Origin of the sequence: Flagellimonas taeanensis, from assembly GCF_003584105.1 — a bacterium.
GTDB lineage: Bacteria > Bacteroidota > Bacteroidia > Flavobacteriales > Flavobacteriaceae > Flagellimonas > Flagellimonas taeanensis.
In genome coordinates, this window is sequence record NZ_QXFO01000027.1 from 56,814 (window position 1) to 79,114 (window position 22,301).

15 protein-coding genes are annotated in these 22,301 nt (G+C 47.4%); 3 read left to right on the forward strand and 12 right to left on the reverse strand.

Going from position 1 to position 22,301, the window contains the following annotated elements:
* Positions 1-40 precede the first annotated feature (40 nt).
* The 6 genes from D2V93_RS15430 to D2V93_RS15455 form a co-directional block, all read right to left on the reverse strand.
* The gene (locus D2V93_RS15430; RefSeq protein WP_119620038.1) at positions 41-3,553 is read right to left on the reverse strand and encodes an efflux RND transporter permease subunit; all 3,513 of its coding nucleotides are present in this window, start codon (positions 3,551-3,553) and stop codon (positions 41-43) included.
* 22 nt (positions 3,554-3,575) lie between these two features.
* Entirely contained in the window at positions 3,576-4,745 is a 1,170-nt protein-coding gene (locus tag D2V93_RS15435) for an efflux RND transporter periplasmic adaptor subunit (RefSeq protein WP_119620039.1), read from the reverse strand.
* 25 nt (positions 4,746-4,770) lie between these two features.
* A complete protein-coding gene (locus tag D2V93_RS15440; protein WP_119620040.1) occupies positions 4,771-6,102 on the reverse strand; it encodes a TolC family protein in 1,332 nt (443 codons plus the stop codon).
* A complete protein-coding gene (locus tag D2V93_RS15445) occupies positions 6,103-6,708 on the reverse strand; it encodes a TetR/AcrR family transcriptional regulator (RefSeq protein ID WP_119620041.1) in 606 nt (201 codons plus the stop codon). It abuts the gene before it with no gap.
* Positions 6,709-6,929: 221 nt separating this feature from the next.
* Positions 6,930-7,352, reverse strand: coding sequence for a hypothetical protein (locus tag D2V93_RS15450; protein ID WP_119620042.1), 423 nt, complete (start codon positions 7,350-7,352; stop codon positions 6,930-6,932).
* Positions 7,342-7,890, reverse strand: coding sequence for an RNA polymerase sigma factor (locus D2V93_RS15455; RefSeq protein ID WP_119620043.1), 549 nt, complete (start codon positions 7,888-7,890; stop codon positions 7,342-7,344). Before D2V93_RS15455 ends, D2V93_RS15450 begins: the two co-directional genes overlap by 11 nt.
* 286 nt (positions 7,891-8,176) lie before the next feature.
* Here D2V93_RS15455 and D2V93_RS15465 point away from each other — a divergent pair, with 286 nt between their 5' ends.
* Positions 8,177-9,160, forward strand: a complete 984-nt coding sequence (locus D2V93_RS15465) for a polyprenyl synthetase family protein (RefSeq protein WP_119620044.1) — start codon at positions 8,177-8,179, stop codon at positions 9,158-9,160.
* Here D2V93_RS15465 and D2V93_RS15470 read toward each other — a convergent pair.
* The 4 genes from D2V93_RS15470 to D2V93_RS15485 form a co-directional block, all read right to left on the reverse strand.
* The gene (locus D2V93_RS15470; protein ID WP_119620045.1) at positions 9,157-10,299 is read right to left on the reverse strand and encodes a lycopene cyclase family protein; all 1,143 of its coding nucleotides are present in this window, start codon (positions 10,297-10,299) and stop codon (positions 9,157-9,159) included. The genes D2V93_RS15465 and D2V93_RS15470 overlap by 4 nt on opposite strands.
* 47 nt (positions 10,300-10,346) lie before the next feature.
* On the reverse strand, positions 10,347-11,951 hold the full coding sequence (locus D2V93_RS15475; protein ID WP_119620046.1) for a solute:sodium symporter family transporter: 1,605 nt from the start codon (positions 11,949-11,951) through the stop codon (positions 10,347-10,349).
* A gap of 3 nt (positions 11,952-11,954) precedes the next feature.
* Complete coding sequence (locus D2V93_RS15480) at positions 11,955-12,821, reverse strand: inositol oxygenase family protein (protein ID WP_083569701.1); 867 nt, start codon at positions 12,819-12,821, stop codon at positions 11,955-11,957.
* 132 nt (positions 12,822-12,953) lie between these two features.
* On the reverse strand, positions 12,954-15,215 hold the full coding sequence (locus tag D2V93_RS15485; protein ID WP_409557882.1) for a TonB-dependent receptor: 2,262 nt from the start codon (positions 15,213-15,215) through the stop codon (positions 12,954-12,956).
* 88 nt (positions 15,216-15,303) lie between these two features.
* On the opposite strand from D2V93_RS15485, the gene D2V93_RS15490 reads away from it, so the two are divergent.
* On the forward strand, positions 15,304-15,960 hold the full coding sequence (locus D2V93_RS15490; protein ID WP_119620048.1) for a metal-dependent transcriptional regulator: 657 nt from the start codon (positions 15,304-15,306) through the stop codon (positions 15,958-15,960).
* Positions 15,960-16,781 carry a ZIP family metal transporter gene (locus D2V93_RS15495; protein ID WP_119620049.1) on the forward strand — a complete coding sequence of 274 codons (822 nt, stop codon included), beginning with the start codon at positions 15,960-15,962 and terminating at the stop codon, positions 16,779-16,781. The genes D2V93_RS15490 and D2V93_RS15495 overlap by 1 nt, the downstream gene beginning before the upstream one ends.
* Before the next feature lie 4 nt (positions 16,782-16,785).
* Here D2V93_RS15495 and D2V93_RS15500 read toward each other — a convergent pair whose 3' ends face one another.
* Positions 16,786-17,910 (reverse strand): efflux RND transporter periplasmic adaptor subunit, encoded by a 1,125-nt coding sequence (locus tag D2V93_RS15500; RefSeq protein WP_119620050.1) that lies wholly within the window; start codon positions 17,908-17,910, stop codon positions 16,786-16,788.
* Between the two features lie 2 nt (positions 17,911-17,912).
* Positions 17,913-22,259: a CusA/CzcA family heavy metal efflux RND transporter gene (locus D2V93_RS15505; RefSeq protein ID WP_119620051.1), complete on the reverse strand. Its 4,347-nt coding sequence runs from the start codon at positions 22,257-22,259 to the stop codon at positions 17,913-17,915.
* Positions 22,260-22,301: the final 42 nt, after the last annotated feature.

Below are 22,301 nucleotides of genomic sequence, written 5' to 3' on the forward strand. Positions count from 1 at the left end.
ACCTTAAGGTCGGGGCTTTTTTATGTGCTGCCTTTTGCCGTTAAGCCGTGGCAGCATCCAAGTTTTCATTCTTACGCTCTTCCCTTCTTGTCTTGGCCCTTTGGATCCTTAGTTTCAATTTGTACACCAAACTGAAGAGAATGGGTACCACGATCAAGGTAAGGAAGGTTGCCACGAACAGTCCGTAAATAACGGTCCATGCCAAGGGTCCCCAGAAGATGACGTTGTCCCCTCCAATATAGATGTTCGGGTCAAAATCCGCCATCAAGGTAAAGAAGTTGATGTTGAAACCGGTGGCCAAGGGAATCAATCCCAAAATAGTGGTGATGGCCGTGAGCAATACGGGACGTAGCCTGGCCTTGCCGCCCTTCACTACAGCCTCTGTAAAGTCTTCAAGGGGCAATAGGTCCTCTTCGTCCATATCCAGTTTGGCCTTTTTCCTATCAATCAGCAATTGGGTATAGTCCAACAACACCACTCCGTTGTTCACCACAATACCGGCCAAGGAAATGATTCCCATCATGGTCATCATGATAACGAAGGCACTGCCCGTGGCGATCAATCCGCCAAAAACCCCGATCAAGCTCAAGAAAATAGCGAGCATGATGATGCCGGGCTTTGAAATGGAGTTGAACTGGAAGATCAATATGAAGAAGATCAGTCCCAGACCCGTGAAAAAGGCACCCATCAAAAAGGCCATTTGCTTGTTCTGTTCCTCGATCTGTCCTGTATAATCGATTTTAATGCCCGAAGGTAGCCCTTCATAATCGTTCATTTCCTCCTGTATCTTGCTCACGATGGCCCCAGCATCTGTGTATCCGGGAGCTAAGGCAGAATAGACCGTAACGACACGTTTGGCATCCCGATGCTTTATGGCGCTAAATCCAGTACTGTTCACTTGTCTTGCCACAGCCGAAATGGGCACTTCCTTGATTTGGCCCGACGATGCATCCCTGAACGTGATCCTTTGGTTGAAAAGGGCGCTGGTGTTATAGCGGTCCCCTTCTTTAAAGCGGACATAGATGTCATAATCCTCACCGCTTTCTTTGTAGATGCCTGCTTTGGCCCCAAAAATGGAATTACGCAGCTGTTGGCCTACCTGTCCAGTGGCCACGCCAAGTTCCCCGGCTTTCTTTCGGTCCACGGCGACCAACATGGATGGTTTGGACTTGTTCACATCTATCTTGAGCTCGTCGATGCCGGGAATGTTCCTGGAATTGATGAAGTTGCGCATACTTTCGGCAGTGTTGATCAATTCCGTATAGTCGTCCCCTTCCAATTCAATATTGATGGGGTAACCAGCAGGAGGACCAACGGCATCTTTTTCCACAGAAATGGCTACGCCAGGGTACACATCTTTCAGTGCTTCCTGTACCTTCCGCAAAAGGTCTTTACTATCAGCTCCTTCGCGGTACTTGTATTCCCGCATGGTAGCAGTGATCTTTCCTCGGTGGGGCATCTCGGCAGCCGAGCCCCCATCGGTCTGCGGGTTACCTGCACCCTCACCTACTTGGGAGACCGCACTTTCGGTAAGGAAGTTATAGTCCCCGTGCATGTAGGCTTCCGAATTGATAATGTCATATACCCGCTCCTCTATATCCTTGGTGATGGCATTGGTCTTTTCAATATCGGTCCCTTCGGGATATTCGATATAGACAATGATCTGATTGGGCGTATTGTCCGGAAAGAACTCCACTTTGGTCCTTTGGCTACCTACCGATGCCCCAAAGCCCATAAATGCAATAATGAGCAGAACGAATGTGGTTATGGCTATGAAAATTGGTCTTCTTTTGGCCAAGGCCCAACGTAATGTCCGTTCATAGAACCGTTCCCATCTGGGCAGGATATTGAACTGAAAACTGTTGGCCCATCCCCTTAAGAAGAATCTGTATGCCCATAGCATGATGGCGGTCAACACCATTACTGTGCCAAGCCCCCTATAGGTCCCGCCAAAGAGAATGATGAGCAGACCAATGACAGATATGATGATCGTAATACGAATGATCTGCCTCAAGGGCATTTCCTTGTCCTCTGTGGTCATGTACCTGGATACCAGTACAGAATTGAAGAATATGGCCACGAAGAGCGAGGAGCCCAGTACCACGGATAAGGTAATCGGGAAATACATCATGAACTGTCCCATGATTCCCGGCCACAGCCCCAGTGGCACAAAGGCGGCCACGGTGGTCAATGTGGAAATGATGATGGGGAACGCAATCTCCCCGATTCCTTTTTTGGCAGCTTGGGTCCTGGACATACCTTCCTCGTCCATGAGTCGGTACACATTTTCCACCACCACAATACCGTTGTCCACCAACATTCCCAACCCCATGATAAGCCCGAAAAGGATCATGGTGTTCATGGTATAGCCCAACGCATTTAAGATCATCAGGGACATGAACATGGACATGGGAATGGCAAACCCAACAAAAAGGGCGTTCTTGAAGCCTAGGAAGAACATCAGTACGGTGACCACGAGGATGATACCAAAGATGATGTTGTTCACCAAATCATCCACTTGCCCAATGGTCATGGAAGATTGGTCATTGGCAATGGTCACTGTCAGGTCTTGAGGGAACACATTCTTAACGGCATCGTCAACGATTACGCGGATTTGGTCCGCTGCTGCCACCATGTTCTTGCCCGACCTTTTTTTGACGTCCAACATCACTACTGGGTGACCAAACTCACGTGCATAGGTGGTCCTGTCCTCTTCCTTGAACGTGATCTTGGCAATGTCCCTCAGGTAAGTGGGGTTGCCGTCCTCCGACTTTACTACGAAATTCTCTAGATCTTTGGGCTCGTCGATTTCACCCACTATTCTTATGGTCCTTCGCTGTCCGCTGGTAATAAGGTTACCTGCGGAAGTGGTCATGTTCTCATTGTTGATGGTATTGATGATGTCACTGAAACTGATCTTGGCGGCCATCATTTTGTAGATGTCCACGGCCACTTCCACTTCTTTTTCCTGTGCACCACGGATATCCACTTGTTTGATTTCGATCAGGCTCTCGATCTCATCTTCCAGATATTCCCCATACTCCTTGAGTTTATCCACGGGATAGTCCCCTGAAATGTTGATGTTGAGAATGGGCATTTCCTCGGAAAGGCTCAGGTCGAACACATTGGGTTCCACCTTGGCCCCGTTGAATGTGGGCCAGTCCTCGCCAGCGGTCTCGGAATCCACCTCGTCCTTTACCTTTTGCAAGGCTCCCTCCACGGAAATGTTCTCGTCAAACTCCACAATGATCATGGAGTAGTCTTCTTGTGATGTCGATGTGATTTCCACAACATTGCTCACGGTCTTCAATTGATCTTCGAGGGGGTCCGTGATGAGTTTTTCTATATCCTCGGCCGTGTTGCCCGGATAGAGCGAGCTGATGTATATCTTGGTCTCCTTGACCTCGGGAAAACTTTCCCTGGGCATACTGAAGTAGGCCATACCGCCAAGGATAAGGATAACGAACATCAGCACATACATCGTCGTCTTGTTGTCGATGGCCCATGAGGAGAAGCCAAATTCCTTATCTACTTGTTTCTTTTGTTTGCTCATAATGATGGATTGCTTTGGCTATCTAATTTTTTATCTTGACTTTTTGTCCTTCCTTCACACTTCTGGCCCCTTCGTCAATAATGGCGTCGCCATTATTGATTCCGGAGAGTACCTCCACATAATCTCCTTGTGTTTTCCCTGTTTTGATGACCACTTTCTTGGCCACGGGTTCGGATGAAATGGAATCGGCATCCACCAAGAACACATATTGTTCGCCATCGGCGTTTTCAGATAGGATGCTCTGGGGGATAAGAATCGCGTTTTCGCTGGTGTAATCATTGATCATCACCCTTGCCGTGAGGTTGGGCTTGATTTTGCCCCCAAGGCTTGGAACGGGGATTTCGGCGGTGAACGATCGGTTGCCCGGATTGATGAAATTTCCGGTCTGCCTGATCTTGGTGGTGACACTGTCGCCCAATACGGGAAAATACACTTTGACATCCTTTCCAGGGGTAACGTTGGGCAAATGGCTTTCGGGGACATCCACATTGATGTACATGTTGGATAAGTTCACGATGCGGAACACTTCGGATCCTGCACCTGGGGCCACCACATTGCCCTGATCTTTGACCACGTCGTCAATGATGCCATCAAAAGGGGCCCTGATGGACGATTTGCCCACTTGGCTCTCCATTTGCTTTACAGCGCTTTCCTGGGCCTCATAGTTGGTCTTGGCCTGTAGGTACTGGATTTCGGAACCGATATTCTGCTCCCAAAGCCTTTTTTGACGTTCAAAAGTGGTCCGGCTCAATTCGGCCTGGGTCTTCAACTGGGCCAGCTGACTGGAAAGCCCCCCATCGTCAATGGTGGCCAATAATTGCCCTTTGGACACTTTCTGTCCTTCCTTCACATACACCCGGTTCAGCGTGCCCGCCATTTCTGGGTAAATGAGCACGTTCTGTTTGGTGGTGACATCGCCCTGGAGTTCCAGATAGTGGTCAAACCTTTGGGGCTTGGCCTCAAAAGCGGTGACCAAAGGCAACTTTGCACTATCGTCCAGAAGGGCTATGGCAGAGTCAAGGGACTTCAACTGCGTTTCGAGTGCTTTGTGCTGTTGGGAAATTTCGGCATGCTTGGCACGGATGGCAGCCATGTCCTCACTGGCAAGGACATTTTCGAATGATTTGTTGCCACCGCCTCCACAGGAGGCTAGAACTGCAGCTGTAAATGTTATATAGATTGCTTTTTTCATGATGGAATGGTTTTCTCTTTTGTGTTTATTGATTCAATATGGTTTCCAGTTCGACTTTCTTGTTGATGACATCTACCATGGATTGCAGGTACTCCTGCTGGGTGGAGTACAATTGGGTCTGGGCCTGTCTCAGGTCGAAACTGGTGGCCAATCCTTCCTCATACTTTATCTGGTTCTTCTTTTCGATGCGTTCGGCCAGCTCTAAATTTTCCTTTGAGGTGCCATATTGCTCTATGGAAAGGATATAATCGCTCTTGGCGCTCTCCAACTGAAGGCGGATCTGTGCCTCGGCCTCGGTAAACTGGGTCTTGGCCTTTTCTAGGGCTATTTTGGCCCGCTGTGTCGTAGCACTTCTTCCCAATGAACTGAAAATGGGGATGTTCAGGTCCACACCTAAAATGGACGACCCGAACCATTGTTGCCCGCTGCTCAAAAAATTGAAATCATTACTGAAGGAATTCCCTCCATAGTTCACAAAAGCATTGAGCGTGGGCAGTGCGTAACTTTTTGCCAATTTCAGTTCCAGTGCACGCTGTTCGTTCAGGTTCAAAGCCAATTTGTAATCGATGTTGTTCTCTATGTTGAATTCGGTATCCAATAATCCAAGGTCTATCTGCTTTTGGGTAAGGTCGTCCAAATTCTCGGTCAGGACCGTTGGTGCATCAATGGGAATTCCCAATATCAGGTTCAACATCTGCAAAGTGATTTTTTCCAGTCGCTTTGCATTCTTCAGTTGGTTGTCCACGGAGGAGAGTGTTATCTGCAATTGGTCCACACTTTCTTCGTCACCAAGACCATTTTCGAAGATGCGTTTGGTCTCATAGAGGTTTTTTTCCAGGGTGGCCTTGTTCTTTTCGGAAATCTGCACGCTTTCTTGGGCCAATAGCACATTGCCATAGGCTTCTACTACAGATTTCCGTACTTCCAGTTCCGTTTTTTCCTTGTTGTTCTGGCTATAGTCCAAAAAGGTTTTGGTGGCTTGTACGCCCACAATGTATGATCCGTCAAAAATCTTTTGGCGTAATGTGGCCGTGGCGGACATGGACTGTGCCTGTCCAAAAACCACTTCCTGATAGGTTCCCGGTTCACCTCCGAAGAATTCCGCAGGAATCTGTGAAACAGGCTGCTTCAATTGATTCTGATAGCTCACTGCTCCCGATATCTGTGGAAGCCCAGTGGCAATGGTCTCCCATTTTTGCTTTTGGGCATCTTCAATGTCCCGGGAAGCATTGATGGCACTGTAGTTGTGCTCCAAGGCATAGGCAATGGCCTCATCCATGTTGAAACTATGGATGGTATCCTGGGCCGATCCGAGCCAAGGCAATAGTAAAAAAAGGCTGATTAGGGTTGTTCGCATTTATTCTTGATTTGAGTTGATGATTGAGTTCAATATTTTTCTTCCTTTTGGCGTCACGATGCCCCGGAGGTGGTACTCCAGGTAATAGTCCAAAATTTGCACCTTGCTGAATATTTCCGTTGGGAACAGACCATTATCCTTGATGCTGGTCACTCCCGAAAAATAGATCCTGGACACAAACTCCACGTTGAGGTTGTCCCGGTAGATGCCCATTTCCATGCCCCTCCTCACATTGTCCGCCACACAGCCATGCATGGAATCGTATTGCTTCTTTTTCAAGGCTTCATGGATCTTGGGATAATATTTCTGCAATTGGTACACAGGGGACGATTTCTCATCCTTTAGGTGCACCATGACAAACTTTTTGATTTCATAGAGTTCTTCAATAGGGTCCTTTTGATGTGAAACGATATGGTCTATCCCTGATGTGATGATGTCGCACATGGTCATGGTGGCCTCTTCTACCAGTTCGGTCTTGTTTCTGAAATGGGAATAGATGGTTTTTTTTGAAATACCCATTTCATTGGCCAGATCGTCCATGGTTACGCTCTTGAAACCTAGGCTTATGAACAGCTCGGTTGCTTTGTGTATGATTTTTTCCCGCATAATGAGGGCCAAAAGTACTCTAGGAAACTTTAAAAACAAAAAAAGTTTCCTAGGTTTTACATTTTTTTAACGAGAGCTTAAATCTTAGTTTTCAATGGGAACCCTTTAATCCGGACTGTTCAATCAGTCGGTCCGTATCGGTATGGTTGGTGCTTTTTGATCCTAGGTTCCAAAAAAAGGGGATATACCTATGGAGGTACCTTTCCTTGAGGTTGTTCTTTTTACTCGGTATCATGATTTTCGTTTTTGATTCTTTCTACGTATGCCTTAAAGGCTTCTTCGCCCTCTTCCTTCCAGAATTGGTCGTAATGCTTCCACTCGCCAAAGTCCCTTCGGAGCGAGCCGCACCTGTTGGACGACCGTAACTGTCTTTTGTGACGCGGCCCGCCACCTTTTTTTCCTCCCCCACCAAATCCGAAAAGGAGCTTGGCCAGGACAAAAATGCCCAACGATTGCCAGTAGGAGATGGTGGACAGTCCGAAAAGGTCGGGCATGAGCCAGTTCCACAATCGCATGAGCAGGTAGTTTGCCAAGAGAAGCATTGCCACTCCGAAGAGTACCATGGCGATTACTTTTATAATTTTCTTCACTTTGTGTTCCACCTTTTTTTCCACACTTTTTTCAAAGTCATTTTTACGTTCCATAATTCGATTCTTTTATGTTTTCCAAACTTTTTGACAATTCAGACATGGCCCGGTGCCTTCTGGACATCAATGTTCCTTGGGGTATGCCGGTCCGATCGGCCAATTCTTTATAGGTATATCCTTCAAAATCAATGGCGACCACAATATCCCTGTACATGGGTTTCAGGTCCGTTATGGCCTTTTTGAGAGCCACTTCCATTTCGGGCGAATAGCTGTTGTCCGCATTCCCATAGAACAGTTCCGCGAATTCCTGCCACTGCCGGTCTATGTCCTCACTGGGGAGCTTTTTTTCTTTTTTGCCCCTCATGATGTCTATGATCCTGTTGCGTATGGCGTTGTACACAAACCCGCCAATGTTGTTGATGGGCACGGCATCGTCCGCACGCGAAAATATCCGAAGGGCAACGTCCTGTACAATATCCTCCGCATCCCTTTCCGAGGTGTCCCTGATCTTGGATTGCACATACGACCTCAACGAACTGTATTCCTCATTGAAAAAGGTGCTAAGGTTATTGCGGTTCTCGGTTGGGCCTGCCATTCAAAATTGATTCATTGCTCTCTTCATTGATAGAGACGAAGGATTTCAAATCTATTGCAATTTTGGAGCAAATTTTTTTAAGGGATGTGCATTTTGACTTTTGGTTGCCCCGTTTTGTGTTGAAAATCAAACAAATAATGGAGGTTAAGAACAAACCCAATTTCAAGTTTAAATCCAATAATGCATTGATCGGGCAATCAAACCATCCAAAATTCCATGATGTCAAGTACGAAGAACTCCTAATGATTCCATTTCTTTTCAATTTTTTGAATGTATTTTTGACCCTATGTCTGAAACTCAATTCATCGATGCCTACAGGGATGGTTTTGTGGCCCATTTGAAGGCCCGTACCTTAATGAAGGACCCCCAAAACCTGTATGCTCCCATACAATATATCCTAGGGTTGGGCGGAAAACGGTTGCGCCCCATCCTCACCTTGATGACCACGGAACTTTTTGGGGGCAAGGCCGAGGACGCCATGGATGCAGCATTGGCCGTGGAAATGTTCCATAATTTTTCACTGGTGCACGATGATATCATGGACGATGCCCCGCTGCGCCGGGGAAAGGTCACCGTTCATGAAAAATGGGACATGAACACAGGAATCCTCTCCGGGGATGCCATGTTGATCCTTTCCTATCAATTTTTTGAAAGCTACCCAGCTGAAATGTATAAGGAACTCACCTCGCTTTTCAGCAAAACGGCCATTGAGGTCTGCGAGGGACAGCAGTACGACGTGGATTTTGAGACCCGGGACGATGTTGCCATTCCCGAATACCTGAAGATGATAGAGTACAAGACCTCGGTTCTGGTGGCCGCTGCCATGAAGATAGGTGCCATTGTGGCCGCTGCTCCAAAAAAAGAGGCAGAGGCCATTTATGAATTCGGCAGAAACCTGGGCATCGCTTTCCAATTGCAGGATGATTATTTGGATGCTTTTGGAGACCCGGAGACGTTTGGCAAACAGGTAGGGGGGGACATTAGGGAAAACAAGAAGACCTTTTTGTACCTAAAAGCACTTGAAAAGGCGACCAAGCAGGATAGGGAAAGCCTTTTGCATCTCTATTCCATTAAGCCCGAAGATTCCACGGCCAAAGTGGAAGCGGTCAAGGCCATTTTTATGGAGAGCGATGCCGTAGGGGAGACGAAGGAGGCTATCAGCGCGTTTACCCAAAAGGCTTTTGATGAGTTGGAAAAAATCGATTTGCGGAAGGAAAGCAAAGCTTTGCTCAAAAAGTTTGGCGAGGGTTTGATGCAGCGCACCGTTTAAAACATCCTTTTGAAGAGGGCCTTTATGAACGGAAGTGGTTTGGGAGCAGTGACAATTTTAAATTCCTCCCATAGATTGGTCTCGTTTTCGAGAAATTTTAGGATGAGCGAAGCCTTTCGTCTCCGGAACATCGACTCGAATATGTCGTGCCCCAAGTGGTTGTTCTCGTGCAAAATGTCGAGCAAAAGCATGTCATAGAACATAAACCTGCTTTTTTGATGGAACTCGGACAACCGCTTTCCCTTCTTTAGGTGTTCCACCAATTTTGGGACTTGCCTACTGGTGTTGTAAAAGGTATAGCCTGTACTCGGTTTGGTCCATCCGCCTGCGATACCGATATGGAAAACACGGTCTGTATTGTGTTGGTGGAACGGGTAACAGGTCATGGGAATGCTACCAAATTCTGTTTCTTCGATGGTGTACTTTGTACCGCCATAATTCGCAGAAATGTATGTTTTGATGGCTTCTTCGTATTCACTTTTTTCCAATAGATGCTCTGAAAACAAGGTGTATTCCACCAAGGCCCCATTTTCTGAAAAGGGGAGGACGTACATGAACCGGGTATTGCCTTTTTGGGGCACGGAAAAGTCCATAAAGACAACCTCTCCAGTATTAAATACCAACTGGTCGGTTTTTATTTGCCATCCCAGAAAATGTTGTTGTAAAACGGGATAATTCTTTTGTTTTGAGAGGATGGAAGGGTCATAGCCACTGGAAAATACCGTTTGTCCCGAAAACTTATGGTTGGTTGTGGATACCGAGACCGTATATTCCTTCTCTTCAATGTAGAGCACTTCTTCTTGGATCCAAGTGATGTTCGGATAGGCTTTTACCTTTGGTAAAAAGTGATTGTAGAAATCAATCCCACGTAGCATTTTATAAGTGTAAGGAGCAATGGAAGTGGATTTTTGAAACAGTTGCCCACCCACATATACGTTTTCCCAGGTTTTGTGGACCAAATCATCAAACTGGCCTTTGCCCCGTTCCCAAAAGCACCAAGTACGGTCGTTTTTGGTTTTGTTGTCCTTGTCCAGCACCAAAATGGATTTATTGGAAAAAAAGGAATCACTTCCCATTGCCTCGGCCAACAAAAGACCAGCCGCTCCCGCTCCTATGATGATGTAATCGTAATGGGACATGCTGTAAAAATACACATTGAAATGGCTTGTACCTTCAGAAATTCAAGCTATCCCACATTGCCCAAGAAAATATAAACGGCCAAGGTGGCCAACACCAAGAATATGCTGAAACCCTTGGCATATTTCCATTGGGTAACATCCACCACACCAATGTTTGTAATACTAAAGGTATTGGTCCTTGGGTAGAAATGTGAAACCAGAAGCATAACCCCAATGTTTAGTACAAATTCAATCCCCCAAAGATGCACATAGTGCATATCCACCTGCCAGATAAAATTTGTGAATACATAAAAGAACAGACCAAAGAACAGACCTGCTTTAGCTCCTTTGGCAGATACCTTTGGCAGAAAAAATCCGGCCAAGATCACCGTGGCCATGGGGATGAAGAATATGCCGTTCAACTGTTGCAGCAATTGATAAAGTCCACGAGGGGCATGGGCAATAAAGGGTGCAATCCCGATAGCGAACAAAGCCAATAACGCGGATGTTGATTTACCAATTTTGACCAATCGCCTTTCATTGGCGTTTTTGTTGATGTATCGTTTATAAATACCCAGACTGAAAATGGTGGCAGCACTGTTCAGCGCACTGTTGAAGGTGCTTAGGATGGCTCCCATCAAAACGGCCACAAAAAAACCGGTCATCCAAAAGGGCAGAACTTTTTTTACCAAGCTGGGGTAGACCAGCTCTTTTTTGTCGTAAAACGTGTCATTGAAATAATAGAAGGCAATGATACCCGGTAAGACAATGATCAAAGGCACCAAAATTTTTAAGAGTCCCGCATATAACAGCCCTTTTTGGGCCTCCTTTAAACTGACAGCACCCAATACCCGTTGGATGATGGACTGGTGCATGGTCCAAAAATACAGCTGGTTGATGATGAGCCCCGTAAACAATACACCAAAAGGCATGATGGCATCGCGTGATCCTGGTCCCACAGAAACCTCATCACTGACCACATTGAATTTTTCGGGAGCTTTTTCAAAAACCAATCGGAGCCCTTCCATCATATTGCCATCCCCAATGTTCCACAACGCCAATAATGGAATGGAAATTCCAGCGACCAAGAGCCCAAAACCATTGATAGTATCTGTATAGGCCACCATTTTCAATCCGCCAAAAATGGCATAAACGGCACCGATGAACCCCACAACGATTACAGTTAACCAAAGGCCCTCGGTCTGGGTGATGCCCAACAAACCGGAAATATCAAAAATCTGCTCAATACTGATGGCCCCCGAGTACAACACAATGGGCAAGAGGGTGGACACAAAGGAAATGATGAGCAAAAAGGCAATGATGGTCCTAGTCAACCCATCAAAACGCTTTTCCAGGAACTCAGGTATGGTGGTAAGTCCCATTTGTAGATAACGAGGTGCAAAATACAGGGCCGCTGCCACCAAAGCCAAAGCCGAGGTCACTTCCCAAGCCACAATAATGGCACCGTGTTTATAAGCATCCCCATTCATGCCCACCAAATGTTCGGTGGAAATATTGGTCAACAACAGGGAACCGGCAATGACAATACCTGTCAAACTTCGTCCGCCCAAAAAATAGCCATCCTTTGTGGAGAAGTTGTCCTTACGTAATTTCCAACTGGAGTACGCGGCAACAAAGGCCGTGAACACAAAAAAACTAATGAATGCTACCATCCGCTAAAACCGAATTGTATCGGGCAGGTACTTGGAAGCCAAATCCTCGTAATAGGGGCGTAGTTCCTTTACATTGGGTTTTACCGGTGCCTTGGAATACAAATCGTAGGGATTGAACTTGTCCACCCATTTGAACATGGCACGATCGTGATCGTCCAGCAAATGATCATAGGCATGTTCCCGATGCTGTGCATAAAAACTGTGGTAGCGAATCATGTACAAGCCTTCTTCGGGCAGATAATCCTTCATGATGTGGTAGAGGTATTCGTCATGCCCCCAAGACATATGAACATTTTTCAACCCACAATTTTCCTTGTACACGCCAAGTTTGGTGTTGAAACGTTCATCGGTATTATCCGGGTTGGCATTGAAAAATTCCGGATACACAATTTTATCCGAGAACTTGCAACCCACTGGGAAAGTATCGCCCACTACGGCCCATTGCGGTTCGCCAAAAAGGCAAAGCACTTTGCCCAAATCATGCAAAAATCCGGTCAACACAAACCAATCGGGGTGACCGTCGGCACGGATGGCTTCCGAAGTTTGTAAGAGGTGTTGGGTCTGATCTAGATCAATATCGGGGTCGGAATCGTCCACCAAGGTGTTCAGGTATTCCACAGCGTCCCAAAGGCTCATTTCCTTGCGGTTCAAGGAAAGAAACTCTTTTTCCTTTTCCATCACAAAATCATAGGTCTGATAGGTATGGTTCATTTTGTAGAACTCCTTCACCGTATCTCGGGCGGGATCGTCGTAATTCCGGAATTCTTCCTTGGACTTACTGGCATTTTCAGGATAACGCTCCAATACATCGTCTTCCCAAAGCTCCATCATATCATGGGCTTCTTTCTTTTGTTGTTGGTTCAGTTTCATCTATGTGCAAATTGAGGGGATGTGCGTCCCGTTACCTTAAAAATAGGATTTTTTTTGATCTATGGCTTATAAAACAGCATTATATGGGTAGTGTCGTTGGATAAGGTCTTGCTTTCTATTTAATGCATTGTCCTAGAAAACCGTATACCGTAATCCCAAAAATCCTCGAATGCCCTGGTTGGGCCCATAGACATAAGTGGGGTCAAAGGTAAGGGCGTAGGGATTGTTCTGTGTGGCCATGGCATTGCCACTGCTATCAAAGGTAACCTCTTTATCAAATGGATCATTGGCCCGTGCAATGATAAACGGGTTCCCACGGTTGGGGGTCCAGTCCAATAGATTTTTGATGCCCCCATATACCTCAAAATTGTGCAGTCCCTTATACGTAAACTGAATGTTCTGGATGCTCCAAGTAGGGGAGTAGGCCTGTCTTGGATCCAGTTCACCCAAAAGGGGCAGCCGCATAGGGCCATAGAGGTTCCCTGTGTAATCGGCCGTGAGTTTGAGCGAACGAAAGGTATAGGAAAGGTTCCAGGTGGCAGTGATGCTCTCCGTCAAGATCTGCTGCTGGGTCACCCCGTTTTCCGTATTGCTCACATCTTGCCATGTAGCCCCCACCATGATCTTCAAACTGCTGGGAAAGGCAATGTCCAAATTTGCACTGATGCCTTGGGAAACCGACTTGCCATCCAGATTGTCATAAATGATCTGGTTGGGATTGGTCTCATAATCGGGGAGGATCACATTGGAGAATCGGGTGTAAAATGCTGAGGCATCGATTCCGATAAAGGTGCCATTGTCACTGTAAATCTTCTTCAAATAGTTGAGGTTGACGTTCACGGAGCGTTCCGGTTTCAGCTCTTCGGCAATTACCACCTCCCGCGCACCCGTAAGGGCAGCATGCTCCTCGGTAAAAAGGTTCACCACCCGAAAACCGGTCCCTGCATTCACTCGAAGAATATCATGGTCAGAAATTTTCCATTTGTAGGCAGCACGGGGCGTTAAAATGTTGCCATGCCTTTGGTCATGATCATACCGCAAGCCACCCAAAAAGGAATGTTTTGGGGCAAACGAGTATTCATCCTGGGCAAATACACTTGGGATCCAGATACGGTCCGCCTCGGGTGTAGCCGGCGTATTGTCATCGTAATAATTGTATCGGACCGCGCTCCCCAACAGCAGGTCGTGATGCCCCAATGTTTTATCCCAAGTGAGCTGCGCAAAGCCGATACGCTGGTCCGCTAGGTATTCCGTATCGCCATAGACCGAATTTTGGCTATGGTCATTATACGAAACGGACAGCAACAATTTTTCTGCAAGGGGCAATTGATATTTTCCCAACACCTCCCAACGGCGGGTATAGATGCTTTCCCCATAGATTTCATCCCCACCACGAAACTCAGGGGTCCATTGCATTTCCCCGCCCCAACGGTCTTCATAAAAAAACCTGCCCGCCAAAGAGAATATTCGGGAATCCTTTCGTTCAACATCCCATTTCTGAAAGATGGAAATGCGGTCTTGGAGGGTAAGGTCGGTAAAATTGTCCCCATTGTTGTCAATAGGTTGGTTGTAGTTGAAGTAATTGACCCCTAAAAGCACATCCGCTTTTTTCCCTAATCCGAATTTACTGCCCACATCCAGATTATATTCGCCCCATCCGGTCATAAACCCATCGGCAAAAAATTCTGGGGCGCTCAAGGTGGTTTTGGTGATGATGTTGATCAAACCACCCACGGCTTCACTTCCATATAGGGAAGAGGCAGGACCTTTCACAATTTCAATCTGTTCGATCAAGGAATTTGGAATACCGGTGAGGCCATACACCGTGCCCAGACCGCTTACAATGGGCATTCCGTCAATCAGGACGAGCGTATAGGGCCCTTCAAGTCCGTTGATATGGATGTCCCCCGTGTTGCACACATTGCAATTGATTTGCGGGCGAACGCCATTTACATTTTGAAGCGCATCAAAAATGCTGGCCGTAGGGTTTTTTTTAAGAAAGGTAGGGGAATAGACCTCGACGGGGACAGGGCTTTCCAAACGACTCACGGGTTTTAGGGTGCCCGTCACCACGGTTTCGTCCAGACTTTCGGCCGATGGTTCAAGCGATATGTTGATGGTTTTGACCTCGGCTGGGCCCAAATTGATTTTAGTTTGGTAGGGCAAATACCCCAAAGAAGAAACCAACAATACATAATTGCCTGGTTGGATGTTGGTCAGCTCAAATACACCCTCTATATCGGTCGCGGAGCCCATTTCGGTTCCTTTCAATAGCACGTTGGCCATGGGTAGGGGCTCTCCATTGTCGATGACCTTACCTTTCAAGGTGGCAGTTTGAGCGAAACAATAATGGCCCACCAAGGCAACCCATAACAGGGCGATATATTTACAAATTGAATTCAGTTTAGTAAAAATTAAAATTTAGACAAATCTAAAAATAGGTTTTGATAAATAAAAATGTATTTTTGGAAAAATTTTTTTCATGACCCGATCGGAGGAAAATTATTTGAAGGCCATTTTTCATCTGGGCAACGGGGAAGCGGGGTCCATCAGCACCAATGCCATTGCGGAACAGATGGAGACCAAACCCTCGTCGGTTACCGATATGGCCAAGAAACTGGCTGAAAAAGGCCTGGTGCACTATAAGAAGTACCAAGGAATCTCCCTGACCGATGATGGAACACGGACAGCACTCTCCATCATCAGGAAGCACAGGCTTTGGGAAGTGTTCTTGGTGAAAAAACTGGATTTTACCTGGGACGAGGTACACGAAGTGGCCGAGCAGTTGGAACACATCAAAAGCGAAAAACTGATCGACAAGATCGATGCGCTGTTGGATTTTCCCAAATACGATCCGCACGGGGACCCCATTCCCACTAAGGATGGAAAATTCATGGAGCGGGACAAACAATTGCTCAGCGAGATGCCCATCCATGCCCAAGGGGTGTGTGTTGGTGTCAAGGATTCCTCCGCTCCGTTCCTGAAATTTTTGGACAAGAACAAAATAGCTTTGGGAAACACGATCAAGATCTTGGACAAAGAGGATTTTGACCAATCCCTACAGATACAAATGGAGGGCAGGGAGCTTCGGATTTCCCACCAGATAGCATCCAACCTCTACGTTAAAAAGAATGACTGATGGAACAGATAATACACTATTTTGAAGAGATCGACCCCGTTTTGGCCGCTTTTTATGCCACCTTGTTCACTTGGGGGCTCACCGCTTTGGGGGCAGGACTGGTGTTCTTCTTCAAGACTGCCAACCGTGCCGTACTGGATGGCATGTTGGGGTTCACCGGAGGGGTCATGGTAGCGGCAAGTTTCTGGAGCCTCTTGGCACCGGGGATCGAGATGAGCGAAGGCGAGGGTTTTATAAAAGTGATTCCTGCAGCGGTAGGTTTCTTGATGGGCGCCGGATTTATTTTTGGTCTGGACAAAGTATTGCCCCACCTCCACATCAATTTTAAAATGAGCGAGGCCGAAGGAATAAAGACCCCTTGGCACCGCACCATCTTGCTTACGTTGGCCATTACACTGCACAACATTCCCGAAGGATTGGCCGTCGGCGTCCTTTTTGGGGGTGTGGCTGCCGGTTTTGAAGGGGCTTCCATAGGAGGCGCCGTTGCCTTGGCCATTGGGATTGGCCTCCAAAACTTTCCCGAAGGGTTTGCTGTGGCCATGCCGCTCAGACGACATGGATTAAGTAGGTGGAAAAGCTGGGTCTATGGCCAGGCCTCTGCCATCGTGGAGCCCATAGCAGGTGTTCTCGGGGCCTGGGCCGTGCTCACTTTTGAACCCATTTTGCCCTATGCCCTTTCTTTTGCTGCCGGGGCCATGATCTTTGTGGTGGTCGAGGAGGTGATCCCTGAAACGCAACAGGACAAATACACCGATATCGCCACAATGGGTTTTATCGGTGGATTTATCATTATGATGACCTTGGATGTGGGACTGGGATAATAAATTATCCCCCGATCAGATCAAAGACACCCTTGGTCAAAAATTGGTCCGTTTCTGACCATTCCGTGCCGATGATCTCGGTATGGCCATCAAAGGTGTTCCCTTGTTTCACGGCCACACGTTCAAAAGTGTACCCCCCGTCCTCTTTACGCACCAACTTGAGTACAAAGTGGCTGCCCTCGGACTCAATCACCGCTTCTTCTGGCAATGACCAGGTTTTGACGGTATCTGTCATGATCATGGCATCCACGAACATGCCGGGAAGAAAATTCCCGTCCTCGCGTTCCAAATGGCCATGCACTTGAATGGTGCGCTTGGCCCCGTCAATGGAGGCACCCACCAAGTGGACCTCTGCATTGAAGGCTTCTTCGGAGGCCTCAGGAATTTTAAATTGGATTTTTTGTCCTTTTTTCACTTTGAGGATGTCCTTTTCAAAGACGGTGAGTTCCAAATGCACATGGCTGTTGTCCACAATCTCCAAAATCTTGGTAGCAGGGGAAACATAGCTTCCTCTGGCGACGTTCATTTGGGTGATACTTCCCGAGATGGGGGCGTAAATTGCGGCTTCAGGGGAAATTTGCCCCTGTTCCACCTTGCTGGGCGAAATGTTGAGCATCTGCAATTGTTCACGCAGACCTTGGTAACGGGCCTTGGCCGTTTCATAATTACTCTTCGCCTGTAGGAAATTCTTTTGTGAGGCTATTTTTTCATCAAAAAGGGTCTGGTTTCGTTCAAATTCAGCCTTTAAAAAATCCAATTGGTTGAAAACCTCAAGGTATTCCTGTTGCATCTGCACAAATTCTTGGTTTTCCAAGGTCACCAACAATTGTCCCTTTTTTACCCGGTCACCGATCAATAGGGAGGTCTTTTTTACGAAACCGCCCATGAAGGCCATGACACTGGCCCGGTTTTCTGGTGGAACGTCTATCATTCCCGAGGTCTCCACCATTTTGGGGAATGTTCTTTTTTCCATGGTTCCCAACGTCAGGTTGTTGGCGTCGAATTGATTTTGTGTTACCATGATCCCTCTTTCGTCTCCCTGTTCTTCGGAAGTTGATCCTTCCTTGTTTGTATTGCCACAACCCGTCAATAATAGGAAAACTGTGGCAAATTGGATGATATGTTTCATTGTTATAATGTTATGGTCAAGTAATTAATGGCGATTACAGTCTGATTGTATTGGCTGAGCACATCCAGATAATTGAGTTGGATGTCGTAGGCGTTCTCCAGACTTTGGATGTATTGGAAAAAGTCGATTTCCCCGTTTTGAAAGTTTCCGGAGGCCGCTTTCAAGATCTGATCGGAAAGCTGACCGCCCTCGTCCTCATAATAGGAAAGTTCTTGGGCCTGTTGCTCCAATTGTCCCAACAAGGTTTTGTAGCGTTGGTTCATGGCAACGGTGATTTCCGTGTTTTCCATCTCCGTGATCTTGGTCCTAATCTTGGCCGATTTTACCTTGCTGCTATGGCCAAAAAAGAAAATCGGGACCCGAACCCCCAATTGGATGCCGTATAGGGATGTCCCCAATCCCTTGTTGGTCCCTTGGAAATACTCTAGATTGAGGTCGGGCAGCAACCGGTTCTCCTCCAGGCTCTTTTGGGCATTGCTGAGCTCTTGACGATGGTCCAAAAAGGTGGTTTCCGTTTCCAACATCCCCTGGGCGTTCAGCACCGCGAGTTTTTCAGGTTGCTCTTCCACGATGTCCAAGGTATCCCCACTTTGCACCAAGCTCACAATCTCACCATAGGTGGTCAGGATCTGCTGTTTTATTTTGGAGTAGGTGTTCGTGATCTGGCGTTGCTTGGCCGTGGCCGTCACTTTTTCCAGATAATTGGTCTCCCCAAGTTCAAAACGCCTATTTGCCGCATGGGCAAAATTGCTGTAAATACTGTCCAGTGTCCCATAGAGCTTTGCCTTTTGGGTCAGGGTCTGGTATTGGTAATAGGCATTGCTCAGCGATTGGTACAGTTGCTTCTTTTGGATCTCAAAAGATGATTTTTGAAACTCGTGATTGGATTTTTGAAGCCTGCTTTTCGCACCATATACGGTGGGAAATTCAAACTGTTGCTGTGCCCCAAAAACCTTCAAGGGGTCCCCGTTTAACGCAAGGTTGTTTTCATCATATTGGTAATAGATGTCCGTCTTGTCGAACTCAAAGGCGGTTCCCTTGAGGGTTTCCGCTTGATCTACCATCAATGACCCGGCCTGAATCCCTTTGTTGTTTTTCAATGAAAGCGTCATAAGGTCTTCGAGGTCCAACTTTTCTTGGGAAAATCCGGAAGCTGCCATCAAAAGAAGCAGAATGGTCAATCCGTTCCTGTTCAATTTTCGCTCTTTTCTTCTTTTTCTCATTCCTCGGAATTTGATGTTATGGGAATAGGCATACAAAACTGGCAGGACCACTAGGGTGAGTATGGTCGCCGTTACCAATCCGCCGATCACCACCGTGGCCAACGGTCTTTGCACCTCTGCCCCAGCATTGGTGGACACGGCCATGGGCAAGAACCCCAATGCCGCTGCCGATGCGGTCAACAGAACGGCACGGAGCCTGTCCTTGGTGCCCTGTTTGATGAGGTCTTCCATGGAATCAAAGTCTTTGCCCTTGAGTTCCTTGAAATGCTCTATCAGCACGATCCCGTTCAGTACCGCAATACCAAAAAGCGCAATAAAACCTACCCCCGCCGATATGCTGAAGGGCATGCCCCGTAGCCAGAGCAAGAGCACACCTCCCACAGCAGATAGCGGGATGGCCGAGAAGATGAGCAGGGCTTCCTTGACCGAGCCAAAGGCAAAGTAGAGCATGATGAAAATGAGCAACAATGCAATGGGTACGGCAATCGTCAACCTAGCTTTGGCATTCTGAAGATTTTCGAACTGGCCTCCATAGGTGACAATATATCCAGGGGGCAAGGATATGTTCTTGTTGATCAATAGCTGCACATCGTCCACAACGGACTGGAGGTCCCTGTTCCTGACATTGATGCCGACCACGATACGCCGTTGGGTATTGTCCCGTGAGATTTTGGCGGCCCCTTTTTGATAGGTGATCTCCGCAAGTTCGCTCATCGGGATCTTTCCGCCGTTGGGGATGTCCACATAAAGGTTTTTCAGGTTGGAAATATCCTTTCGGTTTTCCGAATCCAACCGAACGGCCATATCAAATTGGCGTTCGCCCTCGAACACACTTCCCACTACCTTGCCTGCAAAGCCCATGGCGATCATTTCGTTCAGGTCGGCGATATTGAGCCCATGCCGGGCAATTTTGGCACGGTCAAAGGACACGTTCATTTGGGGGAGGCCTTCCACTTTTTCCACGATGATGTCCGAGGCCCCTTCCACATTTTGGATAAGGTCCTTGATCTCGTTGGCCTTCTTGTTCAGGATTTCCAGGTCCTGTCCAAAAATTTTGATGGCGATGTCGGCCCGTACCCCTGTGATCAATTCATTGAAGCGCATTTCAATGGGCTGGGTAAACTCCAGCTCGATCCCTGGAATGACCGCCAAGGCCTCTTTAAACTTATCGGCGAGTTCATCCTTGGTTTCGGCCGAGACCCATTCACTTTTTGGTTTTAGGGAAATGATGACATCGCTTTCTTCCATGGACATCGGGTCCGTGGGCACTTCTGCTGCACCGATACGGCTCACCACCTGTTTTACCTCAGGAAACTTTTCCAATAGGATCTGTTCCATTTTGGTGGTCGTTTCAATGGTCTTTGTCAAAGTGGTGCCTGTTTTCAAAACGGGTTGGATCACAAAATCACCTTCGTCCAGTGTGGGAACGAATTCACCTCCCATTGAGGAGAACAGCAGAATGGCTCCCAGCAGCAGAGAGGCCGCTAGGGAAAGCACCAATTTCTTGCTTTTCATGGCCCATTCGATGATCGGTTCATACCGACGGTTGATCCAGTTGACCAAACGGGTGGATACGCTTTTGGCCGATTCCTTGGATGGTTTTAGGAACAATGCGGAGGCCACGGGCACATAAGTGAAACACAACAGAATGGCTCCCAAGAGGGCAAAACTGAAAGTCAGGGCCATGGGTTTGAACATTTTGCCCTCCACACCGCTCAAGGATAGAATGGGGATGAACACAATGAGAATGATAAGCTGTCCAAAGACGGCGGAGTTCATCATTTTTGTGGCCCCTTTCAAGGTGATGTCATCTTTGACGGACTGTGTTTCTGTCTTGCCCAAATGGGCCAGGTCAGCTTTCTTTTGGGTGATCTGGAAGGCAATGTACTCTACGATGATCACTGCCCCGTCTATAATGATCCCAAAATCGATGGCCCCAAGGCTCAACAGGTTGGCATCCACCCCGAAAGTGTTCATCAGCGTCAGTGCGAACAGCAAACAGAGCGGAATCACCGATGCTACCACAAGTCCGGACCGCCAATTGCCCAAGAGCAGTACCACAACAAAAATTACAATCAGGCAACCGAGGATCAAGTTTTCCGTCACGGTGAAGGTGGTCCGTCCAATGAGTTCACTACGGTCCAGGAACGGATTGATATAGACCCCTTCGGGCAAGGACTTGGAAATGGTCGCAACCCTTTCCTTTACGGCTTCGATCACGCGTTTGGAATCGGCATCTTTCAACATCATGATTTGGCCAAGGACTTTTTCACCCTCTCCGTTGCCAGTGATCGCCCCGAACCGAAGCGCACTGCCAAAACCGACCTTGGCCACATCCTTGATATAGATGGGGATGCCATTTCGGGTGGTGACGACAATGTTTTCGATGTCCTTGAGGCTGCCGACAAGACCTTCTCCACGGATAAAATAGGCCTGGTTCACTTTTTCGATATAGCCGCCGCCGGTAACACTGTTGTTCATTTCCAAAGCGGTGAACACCTCTTTTGCGGTAATGTTGAAGGCGTTCAGTTTTTGGGTCTGGATGGCAACTTCATATTGTTTGAGGTGTCCGCCCCAGGTGTTGACCTCCACCACCCCTGGAATACCGGAGAGTTGGCGCTTTACAATCCAGTCTTGTATGGTCCTGAGTTCTGTGGAGCTGTAAAGGCCCTTGTAGGCAGGTTCCACATCCAACACATATTGGTAGATTTCGCCCAATCCTGTAGTTATGGGCCCCATCTCCGGGTTGCCGAACCCTTCTGGAATCCGGCTGGTCGCGGACTTTATCTTTTCAGCGATAAGCTGCCTGGGGAGGTAGGTCCCCATGTTGTCCTCAAAAACGATGGTGACCACGGAGAGGCCAAACTTGGAAACCGAACGGATTTCCTTGACCCCTGGAAGGTTTGCCATTTCAAGTTCCACCGGATAGGTGACAAACTTTTCCATGTCCTGGGTGGACAGGCTTCTTGACGTAGTGATGACCTGAACCTGGTTATTGGTGACATCAGGAACGGCCCCGATGGGTATTTGTGACAGCGAATAAAGCCCTATCAAGGCAATGCCCGCTGTAAAGAGAAGAACAATAAACTTGTTCCTTATGCTAAAGGATATAATGTTTGAAAACATAATTCATAGAGAAATGTATAGCGTTATAAATTCAATAAAGCT

Excerpts from the sequence above, each read along its gene's own strand:
- D2V93_RS15430 (WP_119620038.1), bottom strand. The coding sequence starts at position 3,553 with ATGAGCAAACAAAAGAAACAAGTAGATAAGGAATTTGGCTTCTCCTCA.
- D2V93_RS15435 (WP_119620039.1), bottom strand. The coding sequence starts at position 4,745 with ATGAAAAAAGCAATCTATATAACATTTACAGCTGCAGTTCTAGCCTCC.
- D2V93_RS15440 (WP_119620040.1), bottom strand. The coding sequence starts at position 6,102 with ATGCGAACAACCCTAATCAGCCTTTTTTTACTATTGCCTTGGCTCGGA.
- D2V93_RS15445 (WP_119620041.1), bottom strand. The coding sequence starts at position 6,708 with ATGCGGGAAAAAATCATACACAAAGCAACCGAGCTGTTCATAAGCCTA.
- D2V93_RS15450 (WP_119620042.1), bottom strand. The coding sequence starts at position 7,352 with ATGGAACGTAAAAATGACTTTGAAAAAAGTGTGGAAAAAAAGGTGGAA.
- D2V93_RS15455 (WP_119620043.1), bottom strand. The coding sequence starts at position 7,890 with ATGGCAGGCCCAACCGAGAACCGCAATAACCTTAGCACCTTTTTCAAT.
- D2V93_RS15465 (WP_119620044.1), top strand. The coding sequence starts at position 8,177 with ATGTCTGAAACTCAATTCATCGATGCCTACAGGGATGGTTTTGTGGCC.
- D2V93_RS15470 (WP_119620045.1), bottom strand. The coding sequence starts at position 10,299 with ATGTCCCATTACGATTACATCATCATAGGAGCGGGAGCGGCTGGTCTT.
- D2V93_RS15475 (WP_119620046.1), bottom strand. The coding sequence starts at position 11,951 with ATGGTAGCATTCATTAGTTTTTTTGTGTTCACGGCCTTTGTTGCCGCG.
- D2V93_RS15480 (WP_083569701.1), bottom strand. The coding sequence starts at position 12,821 with ATGAAACTGAACCAACAACAAAAGAAAGAAGCCCATGATATGATGGAG.
- D2V93_RS15490 (WP_119620048.1), top strand. The coding sequence starts at position 15,304 with ATGACCCGATCGGAGGAAAATTATTTGAAGGCCATTTTTCATCTGGGC.
- D2V93_RS15495 (WP_119620049.1), top strand. The coding sequence starts at position 15,960 with ATGGAACAGATAATACACTATTTTGAAGAGATCGACCCCGTTTTGGCC.
- D2V93_RS15500 (WP_119620050.1), bottom strand. The coding sequence starts at position 17,910 with ATGAAACATATCATCCAATTTGCCACAGTTTTCCTATTATTGACGGGT.
- D2V93_RS15505 (WP_119620051.1), bottom strand. The coding sequence starts at position 22,259 with ATGTTTTCAAACATTATATCCTTTAGCATAAGGAACAAGTTTATTGTT.